Source organism: Undibacterium sp. TC9W (genome assembly GCF_049339865.1).
In the GTDB taxonomy this organism is placed as follows: domain Bacteria; phylum Pseudomonadota; class Gammaproteobacteria; order Burkholderiales; family Burkholderiaceae_D; genus Undibacterium.
The window spans coordinates 13,460-36,464 of sequence record NZ_JBMPPJ010000021.1 but is presented as its reverse complement, the minus strand read 5'-3'; the positions used below and the strand labels follow the sequence as shown (position 1 = coordinate 36,464).

Here is a 23,005-nt window from a genome sequence, read left to right as displayed (position 1 = left end):
ACTTTGGGCCGAACAAAAAGGGAGCCGCAGCTCCCTTGATTACTTCATCAATACATCAGTTAGCCTGACCGATCAATTTCCATTTGCCATTGACGATTTGCACCATGACGCGGGAACGCTGGTCAAAACCAAGATGATCAGTATCCGTCATATTGACGATACCGTGCGAGACCGGCAAGTTGACAGTATTTTCCAGCGCGGTACGCAAGGCTGCGCGGAACTCCTTGCTACCTGGCTGGGCTTTTTTCAACGCCACAGTCGCGGCAGATTCCAGCAACAGACTGGCATCCCAGGCATGGCCGCCAAAGGTGGAGACAGAACCTGCGCCATATTCTTTTTCATACGCTTTGACATAGCGCATGGCAGATTTTTTGACTGGATTATCATTGGATAATTGCTCAGCCACCAGCAGTGGGCCTGCTGGCAACCAGGTGCCTTCGCAATCCTTGCCGCAGACGCGCAGGAAGTCGTTATTGGCAACACCGTGGGTCTGGTAAATCTTGCCCTTGTAGCCGCGTTCTTTCAAAGTCTTTTGTGGCAGGGCTGCTGGTGTACCGGCACCGGCAATCAAGACTGCATCAGGATTGGTCGCCAGGATTTTGAGGATCTGGCCAGTGACTGAAGTATCACTGCGGGCAAAGCGCTCGTTAGCAACCACTTTGAGCTTGCGCAATTCAGCAATCTTGGAAAATTCTTTGTACCAGCCTTCGCCATAGGCATCGGCAAAGCCAATAAATGCAACAGTCTTGACGCCGGCATCGTTCATGTGCCCGGTGATCGCCGTGGACATATGTGAATCATTTTGCGGCGTTTTAAATACCCAGTAACGCTTGGAATCAATAGGCGAAATAATCGCCGAAGAAGCCGCCATCGAAATCATTGGCGTTTCATTTTCTGCTGCCACATCGACCATGGCCAGGGAATTAGGCGTGATGGTAGAACCGATGAGGATATCAACCTTGTCTTCGGCTATCAGCTTGCGGGCATTCTTGACAGCGGTCGTGGTATCAGAGGCGTCATCCAGTACGATGTATTCCACCTTCTTGCCGGCGATTTCCTTGGGCAGCAGGGCGAAGGTATTTTTTTCAGGGATGCCCAGAGAAGCGGCGGGGCCGGTGGCCGACACATTGACGCCAACCTTGATCTGCGCATAAGCATTTGTTGCCAGTACCAGCGATAACATGGCCGGCAAGGCCGCCAGTAAAAACCGTTTCTTCATGGGTAGTCTCCTGTTTTGCGATTATCTGCAATATTAATCATTACCAAACAATATGAATAAGAATGCAATTTGCCGACCGCTTGGTCGGTTAATTTTTTTCCAGTGTAACCTTTCCTTCGTGCAGGCACAATATTTAAGCTGGATCAATTTTCCAGACCAAATTTGTGAGCGGAGTTTATCTTTATACTTCAGATAGGCAAGTCATGTCAGCTTTCTTGCCAGAAAAACAAGTCTTGCATGCACTTAGTTAATCCATTTTAATCAAATCAACAACAAAAGCACCACGCAGGGAATTGCACAACATGATTTGCTCTGCGGCCTGCAGGTCTGGCAGCGTCAGGACTTGCTCAGTCAGTTGATAACGCCTGTCTTCCAGCAATATCGCCCGCATGATGCCGGGTAAGACACCATCTTCGAGTGGCGGTGTCAGCCATTTGCCATTGAGTTTCAGCAAGACTGTACTGCGCCCGCCTTCGGTCAAATGCCCTTTTTCGTTAAAAAACAACATATCAAATGCGCCCTGTTGCTCTGCTGCCTGCCAGGCCTGGTCATATTGCTGGCGCAAGCTGCTCTTATGGCGCAGGAACAGATTGCGGCTATCACTGGCAGTTGTCGCCAGCATGACCTTGGGCTGTTCTGGCATGCTGCTCAGCAGCGCTGTTCGCACCTCAAGTTTGCCATCCGGCTTCAGTGCCAGGCGCAACCTGTGTGGCAGGCTGGCAGGCAGGGCATCGCATGTTTGCTGCAATGCCAGTCTGATCTGCTGCTGGTCCCAGACAAAGCCAAAATACTGTGCCGATGCCTGCAGGCGCTGCAGATGCCGTGATTGATGGCGACAACCTTCTTCCTGTGTTGCGTACATGGTTTCAAACAGTTCAAACTGAGGTGGCAGTCCGGTCAGAAAACGTGCCTTTAAATGGCATTCTGCATATTCGTCCTGGGCCACACTGTCATATACGATGCCGGCGCCTACTCCCAGCACACCACGGCGCAAGACTGGCTCTGCATTATTAACAGGAGCTTGCAGTTGCAGAGTACGTATAGGTACAGACAGGCAAAAGTCGCCCAATGTACCTGGCTCTGCTGGCGGATCGAACCAGCCTATGGCACCGGTATACAGACCACGCGGCTCTGTCTCCAGTTCACGGATGATCTGCATGGTGCGGTGCTTGGGTGCGCCGGTAATCGAGCCACAGGGGAACAGGGCCGTCAGTATCTGTTCCAGATTCAGGTCTTGCTGCAAATCGGCTTCGACAGTAGAAGTCATTTGCAGCACGCTGGAAAAGCGCTTGACCTCAAATAATTTGGGCACCCTGACCGTGCCGGTTTTGGCGATGCGCCCGAGGTCGTTACGCAGCAAATCAACGATCATGAGATTTTCTGCGCGGTTCTTGCTGTCGGCAGCAAGTTCTGCCGCCAGACGCTGGTCTTGCTCTGCATCGCCAGTTGCCGCTGCCGTGCCCTTCATGGGGCGGGCAAGCAATTTACCCTGTTGCTGGCGCACGAATAATTCTGGTGACAACGAAACGACTGCCTCGCCATCAGGCAAGCAGATCAGCGCACCGTAAGGCACGGGCTGGCGCTGGCGCAAGCGGCTGTAGAGTGCGGCGGGTGGGCCGTAGCTGTCAAAATGCAGACGGTATGTGTAGTTGACCTGGTAAGTATCACCGGCAGCGATATATTCCCTGACCCTGGCTATGCCATTTTCAAACTGGTTGGCATCGACACTGGGCTGTATACCTGCTATTCCGGCAATGGTTTGCGGTGCTTCTTGCGCTTGCAAAAAAGCAGTGACTTGCTGGCTATCCAAAATATGACATTGCCGGAACAGGAGTATGCGCGACACAGCGGCTGTAGTGTGCTCAGCAATACCTTGCAATTGCGCGCCGCTTTCATACGACAACAATGCCAGCGCAAAACTGCCCTGTTGCAAAGCCTGCTCTGCATCACGCCATAAGGCGGGCCACTGTTGCGCCGTACTGCATGTCAGTACGGCCTGCAGGTCATGGTAGTAGCGCGATTGTGCCTGCTCTGCGTGAGCATCATCAAGCAGGGCAAAGCATTCCCCGGCCCGGGGCAGAGGAAATGGCAGGACAGGATTGTTGGAAAAATCTGACACGCGGATTCAAACTAACATAAAGATGTGCCGCAGTTTACCCGCAGATGCCTGCTTCTGCATAAAGCGATGCACAAAGACGCCAATCAAGAAAGAAGTATAGAACTCATTTCATAATTAAGGATGAGATGCGTTTGCCTTATAACGCAGTCCAGCGCGCGTTATGAGGCAAACCCTCCGGGAACTGACGATTTGGGCGCTTTGCAGCGTTGCAACCTTTGCTAAGGCAGGAGCCTTAGCTGTACAGGGTACACACCTTAGGCCTTGCACTGCATTCCAAATCGTCTTGTTCGCACTCACCCCCATTTATGAAATGAGTTCTGGTGCCATGGCACTTTTTTATGACATGATTCTGGCACATAGGTATAGTCGCTGATATTCACTACAGCAGTACTTCCCAAAGGGCAATTCGCAATATTTCTCATGCAAAACACTTACTTCAGGTTACCAATGGCAAAACGCATTTTTCGCAAGAATTTGCAGGCAATCGCGCTGGCGATGTTGGCTGCCCTGATCTTGGGACTGGTACTGTCTGCTTATCTTTTGCAAAGAAACCTGCGTTCAGAAGCCCTGTATAAGTCTGACATCCTCGCCAGCAATATGGCAGATGCGATGATCGCCAATGACATGCGGCAATTGCAAAGCCTGTTGCTGAATGCCACCAATACGCCAGACATGCAAACTGCCAATGTCTATGACAGGCATGGCCAGCCCATACTGGCCTGGAATCCCCAGGGCCAGTTGATCAAGACCAGTGGCGTAGAAGCCACGACTTTGCTGCGGCACCATACGGTGGATTTTCACCCCGGCAGTTTCAACGCGATCAGCCCGGTGCTGAGCGGCACCACGGTGATAGGTCAGGTACAGTTGCAAATCAGTACTTGGCCGCTGTACCAGCATATCCTGCTGTTCTTGCTGATTGCGGCTTTTCTGTCGGTGTTTATCACTGTACTGGCAGCCTACTGGCTGACGAATAAGCAATTGCGCTCCATGCAACCCATCATGGAATTAAGCGTCATTGCTGAAAAAGTGGCAACACTGGGCGATTACAGTCTGCGTGCACCGCAAGACCCTGAGCATGAACTGGGCAGCCTGAACATGCATTTCAATCTCATGCTGGCAAGGATGGAAGCCTGGGAAAACGATATGCAAAGCGAAGCCAGGGAAAGGCGCGAAGCCGATAGCCGCCTGGCCATTTTGAATAATCATGACAGTCTGACCAAGCTGCCTAACCGCCATTACTTCCACAGATTGCTCAGCAATTGTCTCGAAGATGCTGTCACCAATAATGAAATAGCTGCCCTGATGTTTATCGACCTGGACCACTTCAAGGGGCTTAGCGAAAGCTTTGGCTACGATGCCGGTGACCTGATCCTGGCGACCATGGCCAACCGACTGTGCGGTGTCTTGCGCAGTACTGATACGCTTTGCCGTGTCGATGGCGATGAATTTGCTGCCATCATGCCCAATGTGGGTAGCCTGGAAGTAGTAGAACAACTGGCAGACCGGCTGGTCAAGGCTATCAACCAGCCTATGACCTTGCGCGGCCAGCAAATCTTGCTGAGCGCCAGTGTAGGCGTAGCCTGCTGCCCCCTGCATGCCAAAGAGCAGCGGCTATTTTTGCATCATGCTGATATTGCACTGAAAGCCGCCAAGGCCGCTGGCCGCAATACCTGGCGCCTGTACAACAAAGACTTGCCCAAGACTTCTCAGGCGGTGCAACTCAGCATCTGATGCTCATCTGATGCTGAGTTGATGCTGATCGGATGCTCAATACGCGATATGCAGGCGACGGTATAAAAAGCTGAGGACAAACAAGGGGCCTATCAGCAAATAGCGCAGGTCATCAAAGAAAGATGGTTTCTTGCCCTCTATCTTGTGGCCGATGAACTGGCCTATCCAGGCGACCACAAAAATACCGAGTGAAATTTGCCACATCAGGTGTTGTGGCAGTTGCGAGAGTATCCACAGCATCGTACCCGACATGCCCAGCATGCCTACGGCAAACGGCACCGAGAGTGTCGTGTAATAAATCAGCGAGATGACTGTAACAGCAAGTGCCGCCATAGGGTGCACAGCCCAGATCAGGCCAAGGAAAGACAGTACGATCACGGGCACACAGACAAAGTGGATCAGTTCATTGGTGGGGTTCAAATGGCTTTCGCTATATTTCGCCAGTAGTTGCTCTATCTGTCTTTGGTTTGTTTGTTGCATGAGGGTCTCCCGGATATTGTTATACCCCCAGAGTAATCCATCAAATGACATCCTGCTTGAACGCAATCGCCATCCTGTGCAATTCTGAGGGTGCTACCCCCATCATGCTGCGAAAGGTACGACTCATGTGCGCCAGATCGGCAAAGCCGGACGCATGCGCAGCCGCTGTCATGTTATTGCCCTGCGCAACCGCCGCTACGGCATCCACCATGCGCGACCATAGCAGATAGCGTGACAGCGACATGCCGGTTTGCTGGCGAAATAAATGGGTGAAGCGGCTTTCAGATAAATGCACGAGTGTGGCCAGGCTCTCGCCACTACAATCTGCGCCATGGCTGGCAGAAATCGCATCCAGTGCGCTGAGAATACGGCTATCAAGCGAGCTGTTGTTCTGGCTGTTTGGCAATGCACAGGCTTGCCAGATTTGGCGTATATGCAGGGCTGCTGCCATGTCCAGAGACTGATGGCGGTTGTCGGCCAGACTGGCCGCCAGCACCTGAAATTCTGGCAGGGCGCCGAATGCCGCCTGCAAATCCGTCCCACCCCACTTCACTGCCTCCGGCATCTCCAGGAACAGATGCGCCAGCATGCCACCATCGCTGTCTATCTGATGAGCATCATGCGGCGCAAAGCTGGCACTGCGGGTTTCTGTCCAGTCATGATCTGCCTGCAGGCGGACACGGAATGGCCGCTCCAGGCCATAAGTCAGTTGCAGTGCAAAATGGGTATGCAGGGACGAATCTATGCCGGGTGACACCACCAGGGCGGCTCCGCGCCATAAAAATAAACGTCCGGGTTGCTGGGGCAGCTTCATCAATGGCAGTCGGCATCTTGTGTGAATCAAACAAGGGCTATGATGCGTCAGCTAGCGATGAAGTGCAATCAGACTTGATGATTAGCGCAACAGCAAAGCAATGTGCATGTTTGCCTGTTCAGTCGGCAGCAATTTGAAACCGGTCTTGGCAAAGCGCAACCAGCGTCCCATGACAAAACTGCACAAGAGACTGGCGCGGGCTTGCGCTTCTTCTTCAGCAAAATGCCCCTGGCTGGCAGCCAGGCGCAAAGACTGGCGGAAAGCCATCTCCAGTCTTTCAGCGAGTTGGTTCATGCGCAATTGCAGGCGTTCATCTTCGTTCACCAGGGCATCACCAATCAGCACGCGGGTCATGCCGGGATTACGCTCGGCAAAATTGAGCAGCATGTTGATGATGGACTGGGCTTGCACCATGCCATCTTCCTGGCTTTCATTGATCTGGTTGATCAGGCCAAAGATGGAAGACTCGATGAATTCAATCAGGCCTTCAAACATTTGCGCCTTGCTGGCGAAATGACGGTACAGCGCGGCCTCAGACACGGCTACTTTGGCGGCCAAGGCAGCGGTCGTGACCTTTTCACCTTTGGGATGCTCAAGCATCGCCGCCAGCGTCTGGAGTATCTGTAATTTACGTTCGCCGGGTTTGGTGCTGGCCATAGGTGTTAAATAAGTGAATTCAAAAAAGGAGAGCAGGCAATTCAGTCGCGCTGGGGCGAGATTCTAAAGACCAGCCGCCCAGTACGCAATCCCCCTTCACATTTTGCTACACTGCGTGAGCTCAGGCGCGCAGACGATGGATGTGACGGACGAGTTGTAGGACGGATTTTACTTTGACGTCGGCACAGGCAGCAGCTCTTTTACGCTGATGGGCAGGAGTATAGCCTGTGACCCAGGCAGTGCGCAGACCTTCTTGCTTTGCAGCAAGCAAATTCTCCACACTATCTTCTACCAAAATACAGTCTCTTGCCTGTTTGCCATAAGTTGCCAGCAGCTTGCGCAGATAAGGGCGCGAAGGCTTGGGTTGCATTTGCCCATGCACGCGCATGGCCTCCACCGGGATATGCGCATCAAAATGCTTGTGCAAACCCATGTGCCTGAGTACCCGGCCTGAATACACGCGCGGTGCATTGGTCAGCAAAATCTTTTTACCTGGCAGGCGGCGCAACAGTTTTTTCAAACCGCGCTCATACCTGATCATCGCGCTGAGGTCATCAAAATGATGGACCTCTTGCAAAAACTCATCTGCCCTGACGCCATGGTGCCTGACCATGCCCAGCATGGTGACGCCATAGCGGGCATAGTATTGCTGACGGATGGAATTTACCCGCTCGGCATCTGCCGGCTTGCCATCTTCCCCCAGCACTCGTGCCAGGAAGGCATTCATGTTCTGGCTGATGACAGGGAAAATCGCATGTGAGGCATTGTGCAGCGTATTGTCCAGATCAAACAGCCACAAGGGCTTTGAGCGCCTACGCATGAGGCAGGCGCTCCACCAGCTGATATTGATTCATCAATGGCTGCGTATCATGGTACCGAAGGCTTGTTCGGTCAACACTTCCAGCAACAGCGAATGCTCAATACGGCCATCAATGATATGCACGGTATTCACGCCGGACTTGGCAGCATCGAGTGCGGATGAAATTTTTGGCAACATGCCGCCAGAGATAGTACCGTCGGCAAACATTTCATCGATTTCACGGGCCGACAAATCGGTCACCAGATTGCCTTGTTTATCAAGCACGCCAGGGATATTCGTCATCATGATGAGCTTTTCAGCTTTCAGGATTTCGGCAATCTTGCCTGCGACCAGATCGGCATTGATGTTGTACGCCTGACCATCTGAACCAAAACCGATAGGGGAAATAATAGGGATGAAAGCATCATCCTGGAGTGCTTTGACAACCGCCGGGTTGATGGCATCAATTTCACCAACATAACCGATGTCGAGCATGGCACCCGGATTTTCACGGTCAGGCATCATCATCTTGCGGGCGCGGATCAGGCCGCCGTCTTTACCGGTCAGGCCTACTGCCTGGCCACCGTAGTGGTTGATCAGCATGACGATATCTTGCTGGACTTCACCACCGAGTACCCATTCAACGACTTCCATGGTTTCTTCATCGGTGATGCGCATACCCTGAATAAAGGTACCCTGCTTGCCCATTTTCTTGAGCGCATTATCAATTTGCGGGCCGCCACCATGAACCACGACCGGGTTCATGCCGACCAGTTTGAGCAAAATGACATCACGGGCAAAGCCGTGCTTCAGGCGTTCTTCTGTCATGGCATTGCCACCGTATTTGACAACGATGGTTTTGCCATGGAATTTACGGATGTAAGGCAGGGCTTCCGCCAGAATTTCCGCCTTGATGGCTGGTTCCACACCTGCCAACCGGTCTTCCGGTGCAAGTTCTTCTGTCGTGTTTGCGTTCAAATCGCTCATAATGACGGTATATCCTGAAGGTATGATAGTGGGTTATTTCATCAAGCCTGAATTTTACAGGATTTGCAGCGAAAGCTTTTCCAATTCAGTCACCAGACTTATGACATCGATTACAGATTTACATCAACAACTGGAAAACCTGCGCCCCGGCCTGTATCGCTTTGCACAATTACAACTGCGCAATGAGTGTGCGGCAGAAGATGCCGTGCAGGAGACCTTGCTGGCCGTACTCGAAAAGCCGGATAGTTTTGCCGGTAATTCTTCGCTACGCACCTATGTGACAGGCATTTTGAAATTCAAGATCATCGACCACCTGCGCTCACTGAAAAAAGAAAAACCGCTGGAAATCAAGGATGATGAATCTGAAGACGATTTGATAGACAGTTTATTTAATGCCAACGGCCACGTGATAGGTATGCCAACCGCCTGGGGTGCGCCTGAAGCAACATTGCAACAAAAAGATTTTTTCCGCGTGCTGGAAGTTTGCCTGGAAAACCTGCCCGCCAAAACTGCCCGTGTCTTCATGATGCGGGAATGGCTGGAACTGGAAACTGAAGAAATTTGTAAGGAATTGGAGCTGAGTACGTCTAATCTATGGGTGGTGCTCTATCGTGCGCGATTACGCCTGCGTGAATGCCTGGACCTGAACTGGTTTGGCAGAGTGTCATCAGGAGAAAAAATATGAGTGTCTTAATATGAGTGTCTTTATTGTTTGCAAACAAGCACATCAGCTTATTTCTGAGGGTTTGGACCGTCCGCTCAGCCTGTCTGAGCGCACCCAGTTAAAAATGCACCTGGCAATTTGCCGCGCCTGTACCGGCTTTAATGGGCAAATGTCATTCTTGCGCAAGGCGATGAAACAGACTGCCAGCGAAGGTTTGCCCACAGAAACTGATAATACTGGTGGCACAGGTAGTGCAACATGAGCGTTTGTCCCCGTTGTCAGGCTGTGTTTACCTGCACAATGGCAGACAATACCGGCCAGGCATGCTGGTGTACGGCCCTGCCCCAGATTGCATTTAAAAAATTACCTGACGGTGAGTTGAAGATGGATGCCAGTTGCTTTTGTCCGCATTGCCTGCCACAGTGGAAGGCAGAACGTGAAGCAGAATACCAGCGTAACAATGTGCAGCCTGAGGCTTAGGCAACAATGCATGGAGAAGCTACCCGCAACGCCAATTTGACAATTCAGTTACCATAGACTTTTTACATCCCGGTTTTCAGCATGTCTAACGATACGCCCTTAGCTTATAAAGCTGTCAATATCCCTGTCTCGCAGCGCATACGTGAACGCATCACGGCCAGCAAGACTCGTTTTCACGCGAATGACAACATCGCCCGTTTCATCGAAGCAGGCGAGTTGGATGAACTGCAGGCAGAAGTCGAGGAAAAACTGCGTGCCGTGCTGGAAAGCCTAGTGATCGACACCGAGAGTGACCATAACACCCAGGATACTGGACGCCGCGTCGCCAAGATGTTCATACAGGAAGTATTCAAGGGCCGTTATGTGCCTATGCCTCCGGTCACCGAATTTCCGAATGCCTCGCATCTCAATGAATTGATGATCATCGGTCCGATCACGGTACGTAGCGCCTGCTCACATCATCTATGCCCTATCATTGGCAAGGTTTGGATAGGTGTCATGCCGAATGAACATTCAAACCTGATCGGCCTGTCGAAATATGCGCGCATTGCTGAATGGGTCATGAGCCGTCCACAGATACAGGAAGAAGCCGTAGTACAACTGGCCGATACCCTGCAAGAAAAAATGCAACCAGATGGCCTGGCAGTCGTCATGGAAGCTGACCATTTTTGCATGCATTGGCGTGGTGTCAAAGACATGGAGACAGCCATGATTAACAGTGTGATGCATGGCTCCTTTTTGAAGGACGCGAACCTGCGCCGTGAATTCTTATCCCTGATCAAACGCTAACCAGGACTTGCCATGCTAGTACGCTTACTTTACGCCAGCCGTGTCATCGATGAAAAAATGTGTGACATCGTGCAATCCATCGTCAGCCAGTCACGTCAGCACAATCCGCAGCACGGCATCACCGGCGTACTTTGCCATAGCGACCAGGTCTTCATGCAGGTACTGGAAGGTGGCCGCGAAGCTGTCAATACCCTGTACAGCCACATCCTGCGGGATGCCCGGCATACAGACGTGATCTTGCTCGATTATGAAGAAATCCTGGAGCGCCGCTATGCGGGCTGGACCATGGGACAGGCAAACATGGGCAAGATCAATCCTTCGATTTTGCTGAAGTATTCTCCTTTGCCTGTGCTCGACCCACACCGCATGTCTGGCAAGATATTGCTGGCCCTGATCGACGAACTGATGGCGACAGCGTCTATCGTTGGACGCACCTGATCCAGATGTGCCCCAGCCCCGGTTTATAAATGATGAAGGCGCCGCTCAGGCTCATGCCTGTGCAAAAACTTTGTCAGGGAATCAGGGGGAGAACTGATGCCCATGTCTTCCAGAATCTGCCCCACGCAACCACGGTGATAACCACCGTGGGTAATCACATGCAGCAACATCTCTTCGCACGACATGGTGCCCTTGTCGCCGTCAGTAAAGCTAAATTGCAGGCGCTGTTTCAGACGCTCGGTGCTGAGGCCGGATACAAAATCGAGGTACCAGTTATCGGTCGCACTGACGATCTCGCGCAATGCAGATAAATCCGGTATTGTTTCGGAATTAGTCGATGTAAAACCAGCAGCCCCCGTTCCGCTCAGATGCCCCTTGAATATCCTGTCCACGACGTTGACATGATCCAGCGTGTGCAACATGGCCTGGAATTGATCAGGGTGTCGCTGGGCATCAAATCTGGCAAGGGCGGCGTGCATTTCCACATTGGCCCAGGCCTTGTAACTGAAGAGTGAAACAAGAATACTATCCATAGTCGCGGATCTCCTTTGTTACTGGTCACTACACAGATGCAACAGCAAGCTGCGCTACCAGGCCGCCATCAGATTCTGCCACCTGCATTAATTCTGCCGCATGGAAACCGAAGATATTGGCAATGGCTGGGCCGGGGAAATGCTCCATGCTCTGGTTATATTGCACCACGCAATCATTGTAGGCCTGGCGAGCGAAGATGAGCTTGTTTTCAGCATCATTCAATTCCGTGCTCAGCCTTTGCATGTTTTCATTGGCTTGCAAATCGGGGCAGGCTTCGGCAATCGCGAACATCCTGCCTAATGTCACGGTCAGTCTGTCTTCCGTCGCGGCCAGATGCAGTATCGCAATGCCAACCAGGGGATGAATACAAGCCATGGCATTGGCCGACACAGCCTCATTGAGCGCGGTGATGATGGCCTCCAGCGCTTCGCGCTCATGCTTCATATAGCCTTTGGCAATCTCCACCAGGTTGGGTATCAGTTCATAGCGGCGTTTGAACTGTATATCCATTTGCGAAAATGCATATTTGATGCGCCTGCGAGAATTCAGCAGGCGTTTTTGTATGCCCAGCACCCAGAATGCCAGTATTGCGAAGATGACCGCCAACACGATCATTGCAATCATGATGTCTCCAGAAAAAACAAGACCGGCCAAATATCAGATTGCCGGTCATGCTGGTTTAATTGTCGTTGGGAGGATTTTTATTTGGTGTGGTCTGGTAAGTCTTCAATTCTTCTTCTGTAATATATTCAAATACCTTGACGACCTTGCGCACGCCACTGATGCTGCTGGCCAGGTCAGCGGCATGGTTGCCTTCACGCTGGGTGACACGTCCCATCAAAAAGACGACACCGGCTTCGGTCACGACTTTGAAGGCGTTCGCTGAAACTTCCTTGGCATCGACAAAGGTCGCTTTGACCTTGGTAGTCAGCAGGGTGTCATTTGAACGGGCTGTGTAATTGGAGACTGGCCCTATGATCAGTTCATTGGTGACCGCAGTTACACCTTCAACGGCACGCATTTCACGCTCGGCGGCTGATTTGGCATTTTCATCGATCACTTCACCTGTCAAGAGGACGCGGCGGTTAAATGCATTAACATTCACATGACCATTCTTATCCAGCAAACGGGAGATACGGGTTTCGCCTTTGATGACGATGGCCTTGTCCTCGGTTTGTGCACCAAAGGTACGGCGGTCAGTTGCTGCAAAAGTACCTACTACAGCACTGCCTACGACCATTTCCACGCAGCCTTGCAAACTCAAGGCCGCAACACAGCTGAAACTTATGGCTGCAGCAGATTTGCCCAGCTTGCTCCAGGATTTCTTAATCATCAGCATCCCCTCCGAATAATGCGGCATCAATGCCGTCACACAAACAATGTATGGTTAATAAATGCACTTCCTGTATGCGCGCTGTCCTGTCATGCGGTACGCAGATATGGACATCGGCCTCAGTCAGGATATTCGTAATTTCTCCGCCGCCCTTGCCGGTCAGCGCCACGACGCGCATATCCCGCTCAAGTGCAGTGTTGATGGCATTCACCACGCTCAGCGAATTGCCTGACGTGGATAAGGCCAGCAAGATATCGCCAGACTGCCCAAACGCCTGTACCTGCTTGGAAAATACTTCATTAAAACTATAGTCATTGGCGACTGCAGTCAAAATCGATGTATCTGTCGTCAGTGCCATTGCCGGTAAAGGCAGGCGCTCGCGCTCAAAGCGTCCTACCAGCTCAGCAGCAAAGTGCTGGCAGTCAGCCGCAGAACCGCCATTCCCGCAGGCGAGTATCTTGTTACCATTAGACAGCGCCGAGAACATGAGTTCCACCGCTTCTGAAATAGGCTGGGCCAGCTCTGTGCCAGCCCGCATCTTTAATTCTGCACTTTCCTGGAAGTGCGCCAATATGCGTTGATTTGTCATAATGCTTACTTAGTATGATTGCGTCAGATTATACGGCAGGCGGGGCACTAGTGGACTGTAACAGTGAAAGCAGAGTGCCTGTCACGTGCGCACCGACCATGGCTGCGTTGCAAATGCTCTCGATAGCCCGCTATCAATCCGCTTTGCGCCTTGCCCTGGTACGCCGGGCACGCGCCCTTCACTTCAGCTTTCACTATTCCAGTCTCCTATCCTGTCATATTCTCAAGCGACGATAATATTCTTTAGCCAGTTGATCTGCTCACCATCTATGGCCACCAGATCAAAACGACAAGCGGGTTGGGTCTTTTTTGCTAACAAATAGACCTGCGCAGCATGCACCATGCGCCTTTGTTTGGCTGGTGTGACGCTGGCAATGGCACCACCAAACTGCATTGAGCTACGCTTTCTGACTTCCACGAAGACCAGCACAGCACCATCCTGCATGATGAGGTCTATTTCGCCACCTTTGCATAAAAAGTTTTGTTGTATCAGTTTCAAGCCAGCTTTTTGCAAATACAGCATTGCCAGGCTTTCTGCCTCGTCACCGGTACGGCGGCGGCTGGTACGCTGGTCAGCTCCCGATTTGCTATCTGGCGTTTCTGCGGTCTTTGCTAGTCTCATTGGCGTACAATCTCGGCTAATTCATTTGCTTAATTTGCATACTACATAAAGGAACAGGCATGAGCACCACCGACAAGGCACTGTTCACGAGTGCGACCGTGATCGAGGCAGTCACCCGGCAAAATTATCCGGCAGCGACCTTATATGTAGTCGCCACCCCCATAGGAAATGTCGCCGATATCTCCCTGCGTGCCCTGCACCTGCTGTCGCTGGCAGATGCGATTGCCTGCGAAGATACCCGCAATACTGCCCAATTACTATCGCGCTATGGTATCAGCAAACCCCTGATCGCAGCTCACCAGCATAATGAGCGCGAAGTGGCAGAAAAAATACTGGCACGCCTGCAGGCTGGCGAGCGCATCGCACTGGTGTCTGATGCCGGTACGCCCGGTGTGTCAGACCCGGGTGCCAAGATCGTTGATGCCGTCAAACTGGCAGGCTTGCCGGTCACACCTTTACCGGGTGCCTCGGCTGCCATTAGCGCCCTGTCAGCCAGCGGCCTTATCCATGATCGTTTTTATTTTGTCGGCTTCTTGCCAGCCAAGGCCGGGCAACGCGACAGTATCTTGCGGGAAGTACAAGCCATACCAGCCAGTCTGATTTTTTATGAGGCACCGCACCGTATCATCGAAGCGGTAGCCGCCATGCGGGCAGTATTTGGTGACGCTCGCCGTATCGTGCTGGCGCGTGAAGTCAGCAAACTGTTTGAAGAAATCCATCGCTGTAGCCTGGCTGAAGCAGAGACCTGGCTGGCGGCGGACAGCCACAGGGAAAAAGGCGAATACGTGATACTCGTCGAAGCCGCCGCAGCCGCAGTAGATGATCAGGAGCTCGAAGCGCGCCGGGTCTTGCAAATTTTGCTGGAAGAATGTTCAGTCAAGCAGGCAGCTAGTCTGGCAGCGCAACTGACCGGGCAAAAGAAAAATGCTCTTTACCAAATGGCGCTGGAAATGAAGCAGGCAGACGAAGAATAAACCTTGGTAACTGCAACAATTCACTAGCGCTGCACGACCAGGGGTTTGCCTACACCAAGATCGCCAGCCTGGGAGATTGCCGCAGCAGCCTCTGTACGGTTGGCAAAGGGGCCACTGACCAGGCGATACAAGCTGCCTTGCTGGACAATATCAAAACCTGGCAACTGGCTGGTCGCCCTGCCTTTGAGATGGTTCATGATGGCTTCTGCATTCGCACGTATTGCATAAGCACCGAATTGTATGTAGTAGCCAGGAGTTGCCGACGCTGTGGTATTGCCTGCTGAATTAGCTGATGCATTAGCTGATGTACTGACCGTGCCAGTAGCAGCCACCGGCGGGGTAAATTTTTCTACTGGCTTGCTGTCCTGGGATGCCAGCAATTCTTCCATGCTCATGGTCGCGACGGGATTGGTTCGCACAACAGGCAATTCTCGGGCAGGTACTGGAGTGGTGACCGCGATGGCTGTGTCCTGCCTTGCGACTTGCACAGGCTGGATAGCTTGGGCGGCCTGCGAAGGTTGAGAGGGTTGATTTTTGCGGTTCTCGGCCATTCTCTCTATGTCAGCAGGTAGCAGACGCTCAACTTCGATCTGGCTGCTACCTTTGCCTATGACATCAAGCTTCAGTGCTGCGGTGTAAGACAGGTCAATAATACGGCTGGCATGGAAGGGCCCGCGGTCATTGATGCGGACGATGATTTGCTTGCCGTTGCTGATATTCGTGACCCGCGCATAAGAAGGTATAGGCAGGATGGGATGGGCAGCAGTGATCTTGTACATGTCATACAGCTCACCGGATGAAGTCTTTTGCCCGTGGAATTTTTTGCCATACCAGCTGCCGACACCACGCTGCACAAATGGTGTAGTGCTGTCAGCGATAGGCGTATAGGTTTTGCCAAATACTACATAGGGCTTGTTACCAGAGCGCGAATAATTTTCCAGTGTGGGAATGGGATCTACTGTATTTTCCAGGCCCTCGGGTATGTTGTCACCAGGGCCGTCATCCTTGTAATAGGCGCCTTTGCCAGAATTTGCCTTGGGCAAGGCTGCTGTCTGAGACGGACTGGATTTTGTGCCGCCGGCAGGACGCGGGTTATCAGCAGTAATGACGTTATTCTTCGGTGCACTGCCGCATGCAGCCAGTAATACTGCGCTGGCTGCCAGCAATGGCAGGTGACCATAACGGGCGCGCATGACCGACATGCGCGATGTCATGTCTGCACCAGTTTTCGGTTACGCTGTACGCTCATCATTATCCCTAATCCCATACCCAGCGTCACCAGTGCAGTGCCGCCGTAACTCATGAAAGGCAAAGGCACCCCGACGACGGGGACTATGCCTATGACCATGCCCATGTTCACAAAGGCATAGGTAAAGAATATCATAGTCACGGCACCAGCCATCAAACGGGAGAATAGCGTGGGCGCATTAGCGGCAATCACCAGACAGCGCAGTATCAATAAAAAGTACAGGGTAACCAATATCACATTACCGACAAAACCAAATTCTTCAGAGAATACGGCAAAGATAAAATCTGTCGTATGTTCGGGGATGAATTCCAAATGGGCCTGCGTCCCTTTCATATAACCCTTGCCATGCAAGCCACCGGAGCCAACCGCGATGGTCGATTGGATGATGTGGAAGCCCTTGCCCAGGGGATCACGATTAGGGTCCAGCATGGTCAATACCCTGTCACGCTGGTAGTCATGCAACATGTATGGCCAGACTACAGTAGGGATAATAATCGCCGCCGCTGTGATCAATGAAATCAGAAACTTCCAGGACAAGCCAGCCAGGAAAACCACGGTAAAACCTGCCGCAGTAACCAGCATGGCCGTACCCAGATCAGGCTGCTTGGCGATCAGTGCTGCGGGTATGCCAAGAATCACGGCACCAATCACAAAATCACGCCAGCGCAAGGCACCTTCGCGCTTCTGGAAATACCAGGCCAGCATGAGCGGCGTGGCGATTTTCATCATCTCTGAGGGTTGCATGTCTATACCCACATGCAGCCAGCGGCGTGAACCTTTTTTTACCAGGCCAAACAGGGCAACGGCAATCAGCAAAGCAACACCAAAGGTGTAAATCGGTATGGCAAAGCGCATCAGGGTCTGCGGCGGGATATTCGCCATGACCCACATGATGAAGAAAGACACCATGATATTCCTGATCTGGCCTTCAACACGCCCAGGAAAATCCATGCCCGCAGAATACAGGGTCATGATACCGATCGACATGATCAGGAATACCAGTATTGCCAGGGTCGCATCAAAGACAAAGATGTGCGAGCGGATAAAATGCCAGTTAATACTATTCTTTTGCATTTTCAATCCTTATTGCCTGTAGTTTCGCCACCAGGCTTGGGACCTGGATCAGGCTCAGCCGGTGCCTTGACTTCAGCATCAGAGCGGTACAGGGTCATGTCGCTTTGCGGCTTGGGTTGTGGTGGTACCTGATCCTTGCTGCCCTTGTCTTGCGGACGCTTGCCCAGCAAGTAATAGTCAAGTGCCTTGCGCACGATGGGCGCAGCCGCCTCGGCACCAAAGCCGCCGTTCTCTACAATAATGGCGATCGCTATTTTGGGATGGTCAGCCGGGGCGAAGGCAGTATACAGAGAGTGATCAAGATGGCGCGCAGCCATGTTCTTGGCATTATATTTTTCGCCTTTTTTAATACCCACCACCTGCGCTGTACCTGTCTTGCCACCAGAAACATATTCAGTTCCCTGGAACACCCTGGCAGAAGTACCCTCTTTGGTGACGCCGACCATGGCATTTTTGATGAAATCTATATTTTCCTGTTTAAGGGGAATGCGGGCCGTCTCTTTGGGAACGGTCAACACCCTTTGCCTGGTTTGCGGATCTTCTGTCATCTTGACCAGATGCGGTTTCATGATGATGCCGTTATTTGCCAGTGTCGCCATGGCGTGCGCCATTTGCAAAGGAGTGAAAGTATTTTGTCCCTGACCAATCCCCAGAGAAATGGTGTCACCCAATACCCAGCGCTGTTGTGCCGGTTTTTTCTTGAAGGCTTCGCGCTTCCAGGAAGTCGATGGTAACAAGCCTGATCGCTCATGCTCCAGGTCGATACCGGTGATTTGGCCAAAGCCGAAAGGTTTCATGAAATCATGCATGACATCTACCGTCAGGTCATTGGCCAGCATGTAGTAATACGTATCGCAGGACTGCACGATGGAACGGTACATATCGACCATGCCATGCCCGCCCGCTTTATCGTCCTTGAAGGTATGGTTACCAAAAGTAAAATAACCAGGATCAGCAATTGCCTGGGAAGGAGTACGTTTACCCAACTGCAATGCAGCCAGCGCCATGAAAGGCTTGTAGGTGGAGCCTGGTGGATACGCACCTGTCAATGGCCGGTTTAACAGGGGTTTGTCTTCAGACGTATTGAGTTCATTCCAGCTTTGCTGGTCTATGCCCTCGACAAACAGGTTGGGATCATAGGTAGGTTTTGACACAAAAGCCAGCACGTCACCGGTCTCAGGTTCGATGGCGACCAGCGCACCGCGCCTGTCGCCAAAGGCTTCTTCTATGACTTTTTGCAGTTCTATATCGACCGACAGGATCAGGTTCTTGCCTGAAGTTGGTGGCGTACGGGACAGCACACGCACAGCCCTGCCACCTGCTGCGACTTCCACTTCTTCAAAACCTGTGCTGCCGTGCAAGATTTTTTCGTAGCTTTTTTCCAGGCCTTCCTTACCTATGTAGTCGGTGCCATTGTAGTTGGCAGCATCGTCCATTTCATCAATGATCTCGGCATCCTTGGGGCTGATACGACCTATGTAGCCAATCACATGAGAAGCTGAATCGCCCTGCGGATATTGACGGAACAAGCGAGCCTGGATATCGACACCAGGAAAACGGAAACGCTGGGCTGTGAATCTGGCAACCTCATCGTCCGTAAGCCGGGTACGGATAGGCAGACTTTCAAAACTTTTGGAGTCTTCCAGCAACTTGCGAAAACGCTTGCGGTGCTTGGGCTGTATATCCACCAGCACCGCCAGCTCATCAATCAGAACATCCATGTCCTTGCTGATTTTTGAGGGCGTGATTTCCAGCGTATAGGCAGAATAATTACGTGCCAGGACGACTCCATTCCGGTCGGTGATCAGCCCACGGTTAGGAACAACCGGGACGATGTCTATGCGGTTTTCATCTGCCAGCAAGGCATAATCATTATGCTTGATGATTTGCAGCCAGACAAAGCGCGTAATCAGTGCAGCAAAACACAGAAATACGAATACGCCGATGAAAATCAGGCGCATGCGGAAATAATGCAGTTCGCGTTCCGTATTTTTAAGTTCTGTCATAGTGAAAAAAGTGAAGCAGGTGGCGCAGATGAAGCAGACTAATCAGGTCAAACAACAGACAACAGTCAGCAATCAGAAATACAGCGGACTCAGATAGGACGGGTGTGGTCTTTATCTTTGGCGCGTCTTTGTGGTGCCAGCAAGAGCAAAGTTGCAAACGGCCACAACACAGTCGTCACCAGGCTGACGGTAAAATAAGCCCAACCCGGAAAATGCGCATCTGGTGCCACCAGCATGCGTACAGCAAGCTGCACCAGCTGTGCAAACAAAAACAGGGGAAACACATGCAGGGTTTGTGTCAGTGGATGGAACCACAGCACACGCCTGTGTATCATGATGGCAAAATACGATAACAGGGTATAAGCCAGTGCATTCTCACCCATGTAGATGGAGTCATGCACATCCATCAGCAGCCCCATGGCAAACGCCACACCTATACCGACCTTGCGCGGCTGATGTATGGTCCAGAATACCAATACCAGGGCAACAAAATCAGGTACACCTATCCAGCCACCCCATGGCAAGAAATTGAGGAAGAAAGCGACGGCGAAACTGATGGCGATAAATAGCGGATTGACCGGCAATAAGATGTAGTGCGGGCTATTCATGTTTTGGGCTCCCTTGCAGTTGCAGGTGCATCCTTGGCTGGCGCATCTTTGAGCGGAGTTTCTTTCACAGCGCCGTCTTTGACCGGCAAATCTTTCATGGGCTGATCGACAGGTTTGGTATCAGATGTAGGTGCTGCCGCTTCACGGGTTACCTTGCGATTGATTTTTTCTTTCTTGGCACGCACATCTTCGGTATCCGGGCGCGACAAATTATCTGCAGATACCAGCAAGACCAGTAACTGCTTGTTGCGGTCTATGCCCGCAGTCGGCACGCACAAAATGCTTTCAAAGGTGGTATTGGCCTTATTTTCTACCTGTACTACCTTGGCAACTGCCAGACCTGGCGGATAGATACCATCGATACCTGAAGTCACCAGTTGATCGCCATTCTGGATATCGGCATTGGTGGTCAGTCGCATGTCCAGATAGCTGGACTGGCCGCGGCCATAAGCTACGCTGCGCAAGCCATTCCGCAGGATTTGCACGGGGATGGCCTGGTTTTTATCGGTCAGCAAGGTCACTTCTGCTGTCAGCGGGAATACCCGGGTCACCTGGCCGACCACACCTTTGTCATCAATCACTGGCTGGGACAAGGTCAGGCCATGCTTGATACCACGGTCTATGATGACCTTGCGGCTGGCAGGGTCACGGGCATCGTAGATGATCTCTGCCATGACAGACTTGACTTGCAGACGCTCACGTGCGTCCAGCAATTTGCGCAGATGGGTGTTTTCTGCCATCAAGTGCCCGGTTTGCTGCAGGGTATCGGCATTCTGGGTCTGCTGGTGCTTCAATTGCGTGTTTTCTTTTTCCAGTGTCGCGACCGACACAAAATAATCAGAAGCACGCTTGACGGTATCACGTGGCATGACGGCGACCATCTGCACCGGATACAGCACGCTGCCGAGGATTTGCCTGACCAGAGTCAGAGACTTCAGACGGGAATCAACAACTAATAGAAAAATCGCCAGGACGGCAAAGAAAACCACCCTCACGCGCGCAGAAGCGCCTTGCTTGAAGAGTGGTGGCGGGCTGTAATCCATACTTTACCGGTGTTTCTCAATGAACAGCGCAACAAGCATTTTAATGTGCAATCAAATCAGCTATGCTTCCTGCGCATCAGTAGCCAGGAAGATGCAGCTTCATCAAATACGGGAAGTACAGCCAACATCGGCGCTGACTGTTTTCCCACGATGGTACCCGGTCTTATTATTCGTAAGAGAAAATCGAACCCAGCTTATCCATACGCTCCAGCGCCATGCCAGAGCCACGGACTACGCAAGTCAGCGGGTCTTCTGCAACGATGACAGGCAAACCGGTTTCTTCCATCAACAAACGGTCAAGGTCGCGCAGGAGCGCGCCACCACCGGTCAACATCATGCCTTTTTCAGCAATGTCGGCACCCAGCTCTGGTGGCGTTTGTTCCAGCGCGTTTTTGACGGCAGAAACGATGTTGTTCAGCGGATCTGTCAGCGCTTCCAGAATTTCATTGCTGGAAATCGTGAATGAACGTGGTATGCCTTCGGACAGGTTGCGTCCCTTGACTTCCATTTCCTTGACTTCAGAACCCGGGAAAGCAGAGCCGATGGCTTTTTTGATGGCTTCAGCAGTTTGCTCGCCGATCAGCATGCCGTAGTTGCGGCGGATGTAGTTGACAATCGCTTCGTCAAACTTGTCACCACCGACGCGGACAGAACCCTTATAGACCATGCCACCAAGGGAAATGATACCGACTTCTGTCGTACCACCACCGATATCGACCACCATGGAACCGGTCGCTTCAGACACTGGCAAACCAGCGCCTATTGCCGCAGCCATCGGTTCTTCAATCAAATACACCTGAGAAGCACCGGCGCCCAAAGCAGATTCACGAATCGCACGGCGTTCTACCTGAGTAGAACCGCAAGGGACGCAAATGATGATGCGCGGGGATGGTTTGAAGAACTTGGTGTCATGCACCATGCGGATGAATTGCTTGAGCATTTGCTCGGTGACGGTAAAGTCGGCAATGACACCATCTTTCATTGGGCGGATGGCTTCAATATTACCAGGTACCTTGCCCAGCATCTGCTTGGCTTCTTTACCTACTGCCTGGATAGTTTTCTTGCCGTTAGGGCCGCCTTCTTGGCGGATCGCTACTACGGATGGTTCATCAAGCACGATACCCTGCCCACGTACATAAATCAGCGTATTGGCTGTTCCCAGATCGATCGCCAGATCATTTGAAAAATAACTACGTAAAAAACCAAACATGTATATTGTCCTGTATTTAACTGATTGTGGGCTCAACCCGCTCTGCCGGGTTGCGCTACCGAATTTTTAACCCTGACTGATTCCAGTAAAAACTGAGCAGCCATCTCGCAATCCAAGCATGTTAGGGGATTTAGCAAGCCATTTAGGGCATTAACCCGCCATTCTACCTTATAATCTGTTTAAATTTATTCGATACCAACACCTAAATTATGCTTTTGGTGGTATGTCGAATTATGTATTTTTTGACACTCTTTTTCGCGTAAAAATGCGCCCCTGAACTATGTCACTGACACTTGAAGATGTGAAAAGAATTGCCAATTTGGCAAAATTAAAAACCTCGACCGAAGAAGAAGTTTCCACACTCGAGAAACTGAACGGTATTTTCTCGCTGGTCGAGCAGTTGAAAGCCGTCGATACCACGGGTGTGGCGCCTCTGAGTCACCCTATCGCCGCCCTATTGCCAGAAATGGCTTTGCGCCTGCGCGAAGACGTGGTTACTGAAAGCAATCATCGCGAAGATTATCAAAAGCCAGCGCCAGCGACACAAGATGGCCTTTACCTCGTACCTCAGGTTATTGATTAAGCAA

The 23,005-nt window shown here is 51.7% G+C and carries 26 protein-coding genes; 8 read left to right on the top strand and 18 right to left on the bottom strand.

Going from position 1 to position 23,005, the window contains the following annotated elements:
- Window positions 1–55: 55 nt before the first annotated feature.
- The gene (locus ACO0LN_RS23695) at window positions 56–1,219 is read right to left on the bottom strand and encodes an ABC transporter substrate-binding protein (RefSeq protein ID WP_422978091.1); all 1,164 of its coding nucleotides are present in this window, start codon (window positions 1,217–1,219) and stop codon (window positions 56–58) included.
- 247 nt (window positions 1,220–1,466) lie between these two features.
- A complete protein-coding gene (pabB, locus tag ACO0LN_RS23690) occupies window positions 1,467–3,338 on the bottom strand; it encodes an aminodeoxychorismate synthase component I (RefSeq protein ID WP_422978089.1) in 1,872 nt (623 codons plus the stop codon).
- 447 nt (window positions 3,339–3,785) lie between these two features.
- Here pabB and ACO0LN_RS23685 point away from each other — a divergent pair, with 447 nt between their 5' ends.
- Window positions 3,786–5,069: a diguanylate cyclase domain-containing protein gene (locus ACO0LN_RS23685; RefSeq protein ID WP_422978087.1), complete on the top strand. Its 1,284-nt coding sequence runs from the start codon at window positions 3,786–3,788 to the stop codon at window positions 5,067–5,069.
- A 36-nt stretch (window positions 5,070–5,105) separates the two neighbouring features.
- Here the strand turns inward: ACO0LN_RS23685 and ACO0LN_RS23680 are convergent, their stop codons facing one another.
- The 5 genes from ACO0LN_RS23680 to argB all read right to left on the bottom strand — a co-directional run bounded on the left by ACO0LN_RS23680 (window position 5,106) and on the right by argB (window position 8,806).
- Entirely contained in the window at window positions 5,106–5,549 is a 444-nt protein-coding gene (locus ACO0LN_RS23680; RefSeq protein WP_422978085.1) for a DUF962 domain-containing protein, read from the bottom strand.
- A gap of 40 nt (window positions 5,550–5,589) precedes the next feature.
- Window positions 5,590–6,363: a helix-turn-helix transcriptional regulator gene (locus tag ACO0LN_RS23675; protein WP_422978083.1), complete on the bottom strand. Its 774-nt coding sequence runs from the start codon at window positions 6,361–6,363 to the stop codon at window positions 5,590–5,592.
- 81 nt (window positions 6,364–6,444) lie between these two features.
- Entirely contained in the window at window positions 6,445–7,020 is a 576-nt protein-coding gene (slmA, locus tag ACO0LN_RS23670; RefSeq protein WP_422950045.1) for a nucleoid occlusion factor SlmA, read from the bottom strand.
- A gap of 121 nt (window positions 7,021–7,141) precedes the next feature.
- Window positions 7,142–7,840 (bottom strand): pyrimidine 5'-nucleotidase, encoded by a 699-nt coding sequence (locus ACO0LN_RS23665; RefSeq protein WP_422978081.1) that lies wholly within the window; start codon window positions 7,838–7,840, stop codon window positions 7,142–7,144.
- 33 nt (window positions 7,841–7,873) lie between these two features.
- The gene (argB, locus tag ACO0LN_RS23660) at window positions 7,874–8,806 is read right to left on the bottom strand and encodes an acetylglutamate kinase (protein WP_422950043.1); all 933 of its coding nucleotides are present in this window, start codon (window positions 8,804–8,806) and stop codon (window positions 7,874–7,876) included.
- A gap of 100 nt (window positions 8,807–8,906) precedes the next feature.
- Between argB and ACO0LN_RS23655 the strand changes: the two genes are divergently transcribed.
- The 5 genes from ACO0LN_RS23655 to ACO0LN_RS23635 all read left to right on the top strand — a co-directional run bounded on the left by ACO0LN_RS23655 (window position 8,907) and on the right by ACO0LN_RS23635 (window position 11,177).
- On the top strand, window positions 8,907–9,491 hold the full coding sequence (locus ACO0LN_RS23655; protein WP_162043763.1) for a sigma-70 family RNA polymerase sigma factor: 585 nt from the start codon (window positions 8,907–8,909) through the stop codon (window positions 9,489–9,491).
- A 10-nt stretch (window positions 9,492–9,501) separates the two neighbouring features.
- Entirely contained in the window at window positions 9,502–9,732 is a 231-nt protein-coding gene (locus tag ACO0LN_RS23650) for a zf-HC2 domain-containing protein (protein WP_422978079.1), read from the top strand.
- Entirely contained in the window at window positions 9,729–9,950 is a 222-nt protein-coding gene (locus ACO0LN_RS23645; RefSeq protein ID WP_422978077.1) for a cysteine-rich CWC family protein, read from the top strand. The genes ACO0LN_RS23650 and ACO0LN_RS23645 overlap by 4 nt, the downstream gene beginning before the upstream one ends.
- Before the next feature lie 81 nt (window positions 9,951–10,031).
- Window positions 10,032–10,739 (top strand): GTP cyclohydrolase I, encoded by a 708-nt coding sequence (gene folE, locus ACO0LN_RS23640; protein WP_422978075.1) that lies wholly within the window; start codon window positions 10,032–10,034, stop codon window positions 10,737–10,739.
- 12 nt (window positions 10,740–10,751) lie between these two features.
- Entirely contained in the window at window positions 10,752–11,177 is a 426-nt protein-coding gene (locus ACO0LN_RS23635) for a BLUF domain-containing protein (protein ID WP_422978073.1), read from the top strand.
- Window positions 11,178–11,200: 23 nt separating this feature from the next.
- Here ACO0LN_RS23635 and ACO0LN_RS23630 read toward each other — a convergent pair whose 3' ends face one another.
- From ACO0LN_RS23630 to ACO0LN_RS23610, 5 genes are all read right to left on the bottom strand, one after another.
- Complete coding sequence (locus ACO0LN_RS23630) at window positions 11,201–11,710, bottom strand: DinB family protein (RefSeq protein WP_422978071.1); 510 nt, start codon at window positions 11,708–11,710, stop codon at window positions 11,201–11,203.
- A gap of 28 nt (window positions 11,711–11,738) precedes the next feature.
- Entirely contained in the window at window positions 11,739–12,335 is a 597-nt protein-coding gene (locus tag ACO0LN_RS23625; RefSeq protein WP_422978069.1) for a LemA family protein, read from the bottom strand.
- Window positions 12,336–12,390: 55 nt separating this feature from the next.
- Window positions 12,391–13,044 carry a BON domain-containing protein gene (locus ACO0LN_RS23620; protein WP_422978067.1) on the bottom strand — a complete coding sequence of 218 codons (654 nt, stop codon included), beginning with the start codon at window positions 13,042–13,044 and terminating at the stop codon, window positions 12,391–12,393.
- Window positions 13,037–13,633 (bottom strand): phosphoheptose isomerase, encoded by a 597-nt coding sequence (locus ACO0LN_RS23615; protein WP_422978065.1) that lies wholly within the window; start codon window positions 13,631–13,633, stop codon window positions 13,037–13,039. Before ACO0LN_RS23615 ends, ACO0LN_RS23620 begins: the two co-directional genes overlap by 8 nt.
- A gap of 222 nt (window positions 13,634–13,855) precedes the next feature.
- Entirely contained in the window at window positions 13,856–14,254 is a 399-nt protein-coding gene (locus ACO0LN_RS23610) for a YraN family protein (protein WP_422978063.1), read from the bottom strand.
- A gap of 59 nt (window positions 14,255–14,313) precedes the next feature.
- Between ACO0LN_RS23610 and rsmI the strand changes: the two genes are divergently transcribed.
- Window positions 14,314–15,228, top strand: a complete 915-nt coding sequence (gene rsmI, locus ACO0LN_RS23605; RefSeq protein ID WP_422978061.1) for a 16S rRNA (cytidine(1402)-2'-O)-methyltransferase — start codon at window positions 14,314–14,316, stop codon at window positions 15,226–15,228.
- Between the two features lie 23 nt (window positions 15,229–15,251).
- Here rsmI and ACO0LN_RS23600 read toward each other — a convergent pair whose 3' ends face one another.
- The 6 genes from ACO0LN_RS23600 to ACO0LN_RS23575 all read right to left on the bottom strand — a co-directional run bounded on the left by ACO0LN_RS23600 (window position 15,252) and on the right by ACO0LN_RS23575 (window position 22,418).
- Window positions 15,252–16,442, bottom strand: coding sequence for a septal ring lytic transglycosylase RlpA family protein (locus tag ACO0LN_RS23600; RefSeq protein ID WP_422978059.1), 1,191 nt, complete (start codon window positions 16,440–16,442; stop codon window positions 15,252–15,254).
- A complete protein-coding gene (gene rodA, locus ACO0LN_RS23595; RefSeq protein WP_162061162.1) occupies window positions 16,439–17,557 on the bottom strand; it encodes a rod shape-determining protein RodA in 1,119 nt (372 codons plus the stop codon). Before rodA ends, ACO0LN_RS23600 begins: the two co-directional genes overlap by 4 nt.
- The gene (gene mrdA / locus ACO0LN_RS23590) at window positions 17,554–19,557 is read right to left on the bottom strand and encodes a penicillin-binding protein 2 (protein WP_422978057.1); all 2,004 of its coding nucleotides are present in this window, start codon (window positions 19,555–19,557) and stop codon (window positions 17,554–17,556) included. The genes rodA and mrdA overlap by 4 nt, the downstream gene beginning before the upstream one ends.
- Window positions 19,558–19,646: 89 nt before the next feature.
- Window positions 19,647–20,165, bottom strand: a complete 519-nt coding sequence (gene mreD, locus ACO0LN_RS23585) for a rod shape-determining protein MreD (protein WP_162061164.1) — start codon at window positions 20,163–20,165, stop codon at window positions 19,647–19,649.
- Window positions 20,162–21,208, bottom strand: a complete 1,047-nt coding sequence (gene mreC, locus ACO0LN_RS23580; protein WP_422978055.1) for a rod shape-determining protein MreC — start codon at window positions 21,206–21,208, stop codon at window positions 20,162–20,164. The genes mreD and mreC overlap by 4 nt, the downstream gene beginning before the upstream one ends.
- Window positions 21,209–21,374: 166 nt before the next feature.
- The gene (locus ACO0LN_RS23575) at window positions 21,375–22,418 is read right to left on the bottom strand and encodes a rod shape-determining protein (protein WP_162061166.1); all 1,044 of its coding nucleotides are present in this window, start codon (window positions 22,416–22,418) and stop codon (window positions 21,375–21,377) included.
- A 280-nt stretch (window positions 22,419–22,698) separates the two neighbouring features.
- On the opposite strand from ACO0LN_RS23575, the gene gatC reads away from it, so the two are divergent.
- Window positions 22,699–23,001 carry an Asp-tRNA(Asn)/Glu-tRNA(Gln) amidotransferase subunit GatC gene (gene gatC / locus ACO0LN_RS23570; RefSeq protein WP_422978053.1) on the top strand — a complete coding sequence of 101 codons (303 nt, stop codon included), beginning with the start codon at window positions 22,699–22,701 and terminating at the stop codon, window positions 22,999–23,001.
- Window positions 23,002–23,005 lie beyond the last annotated feature (4 nt).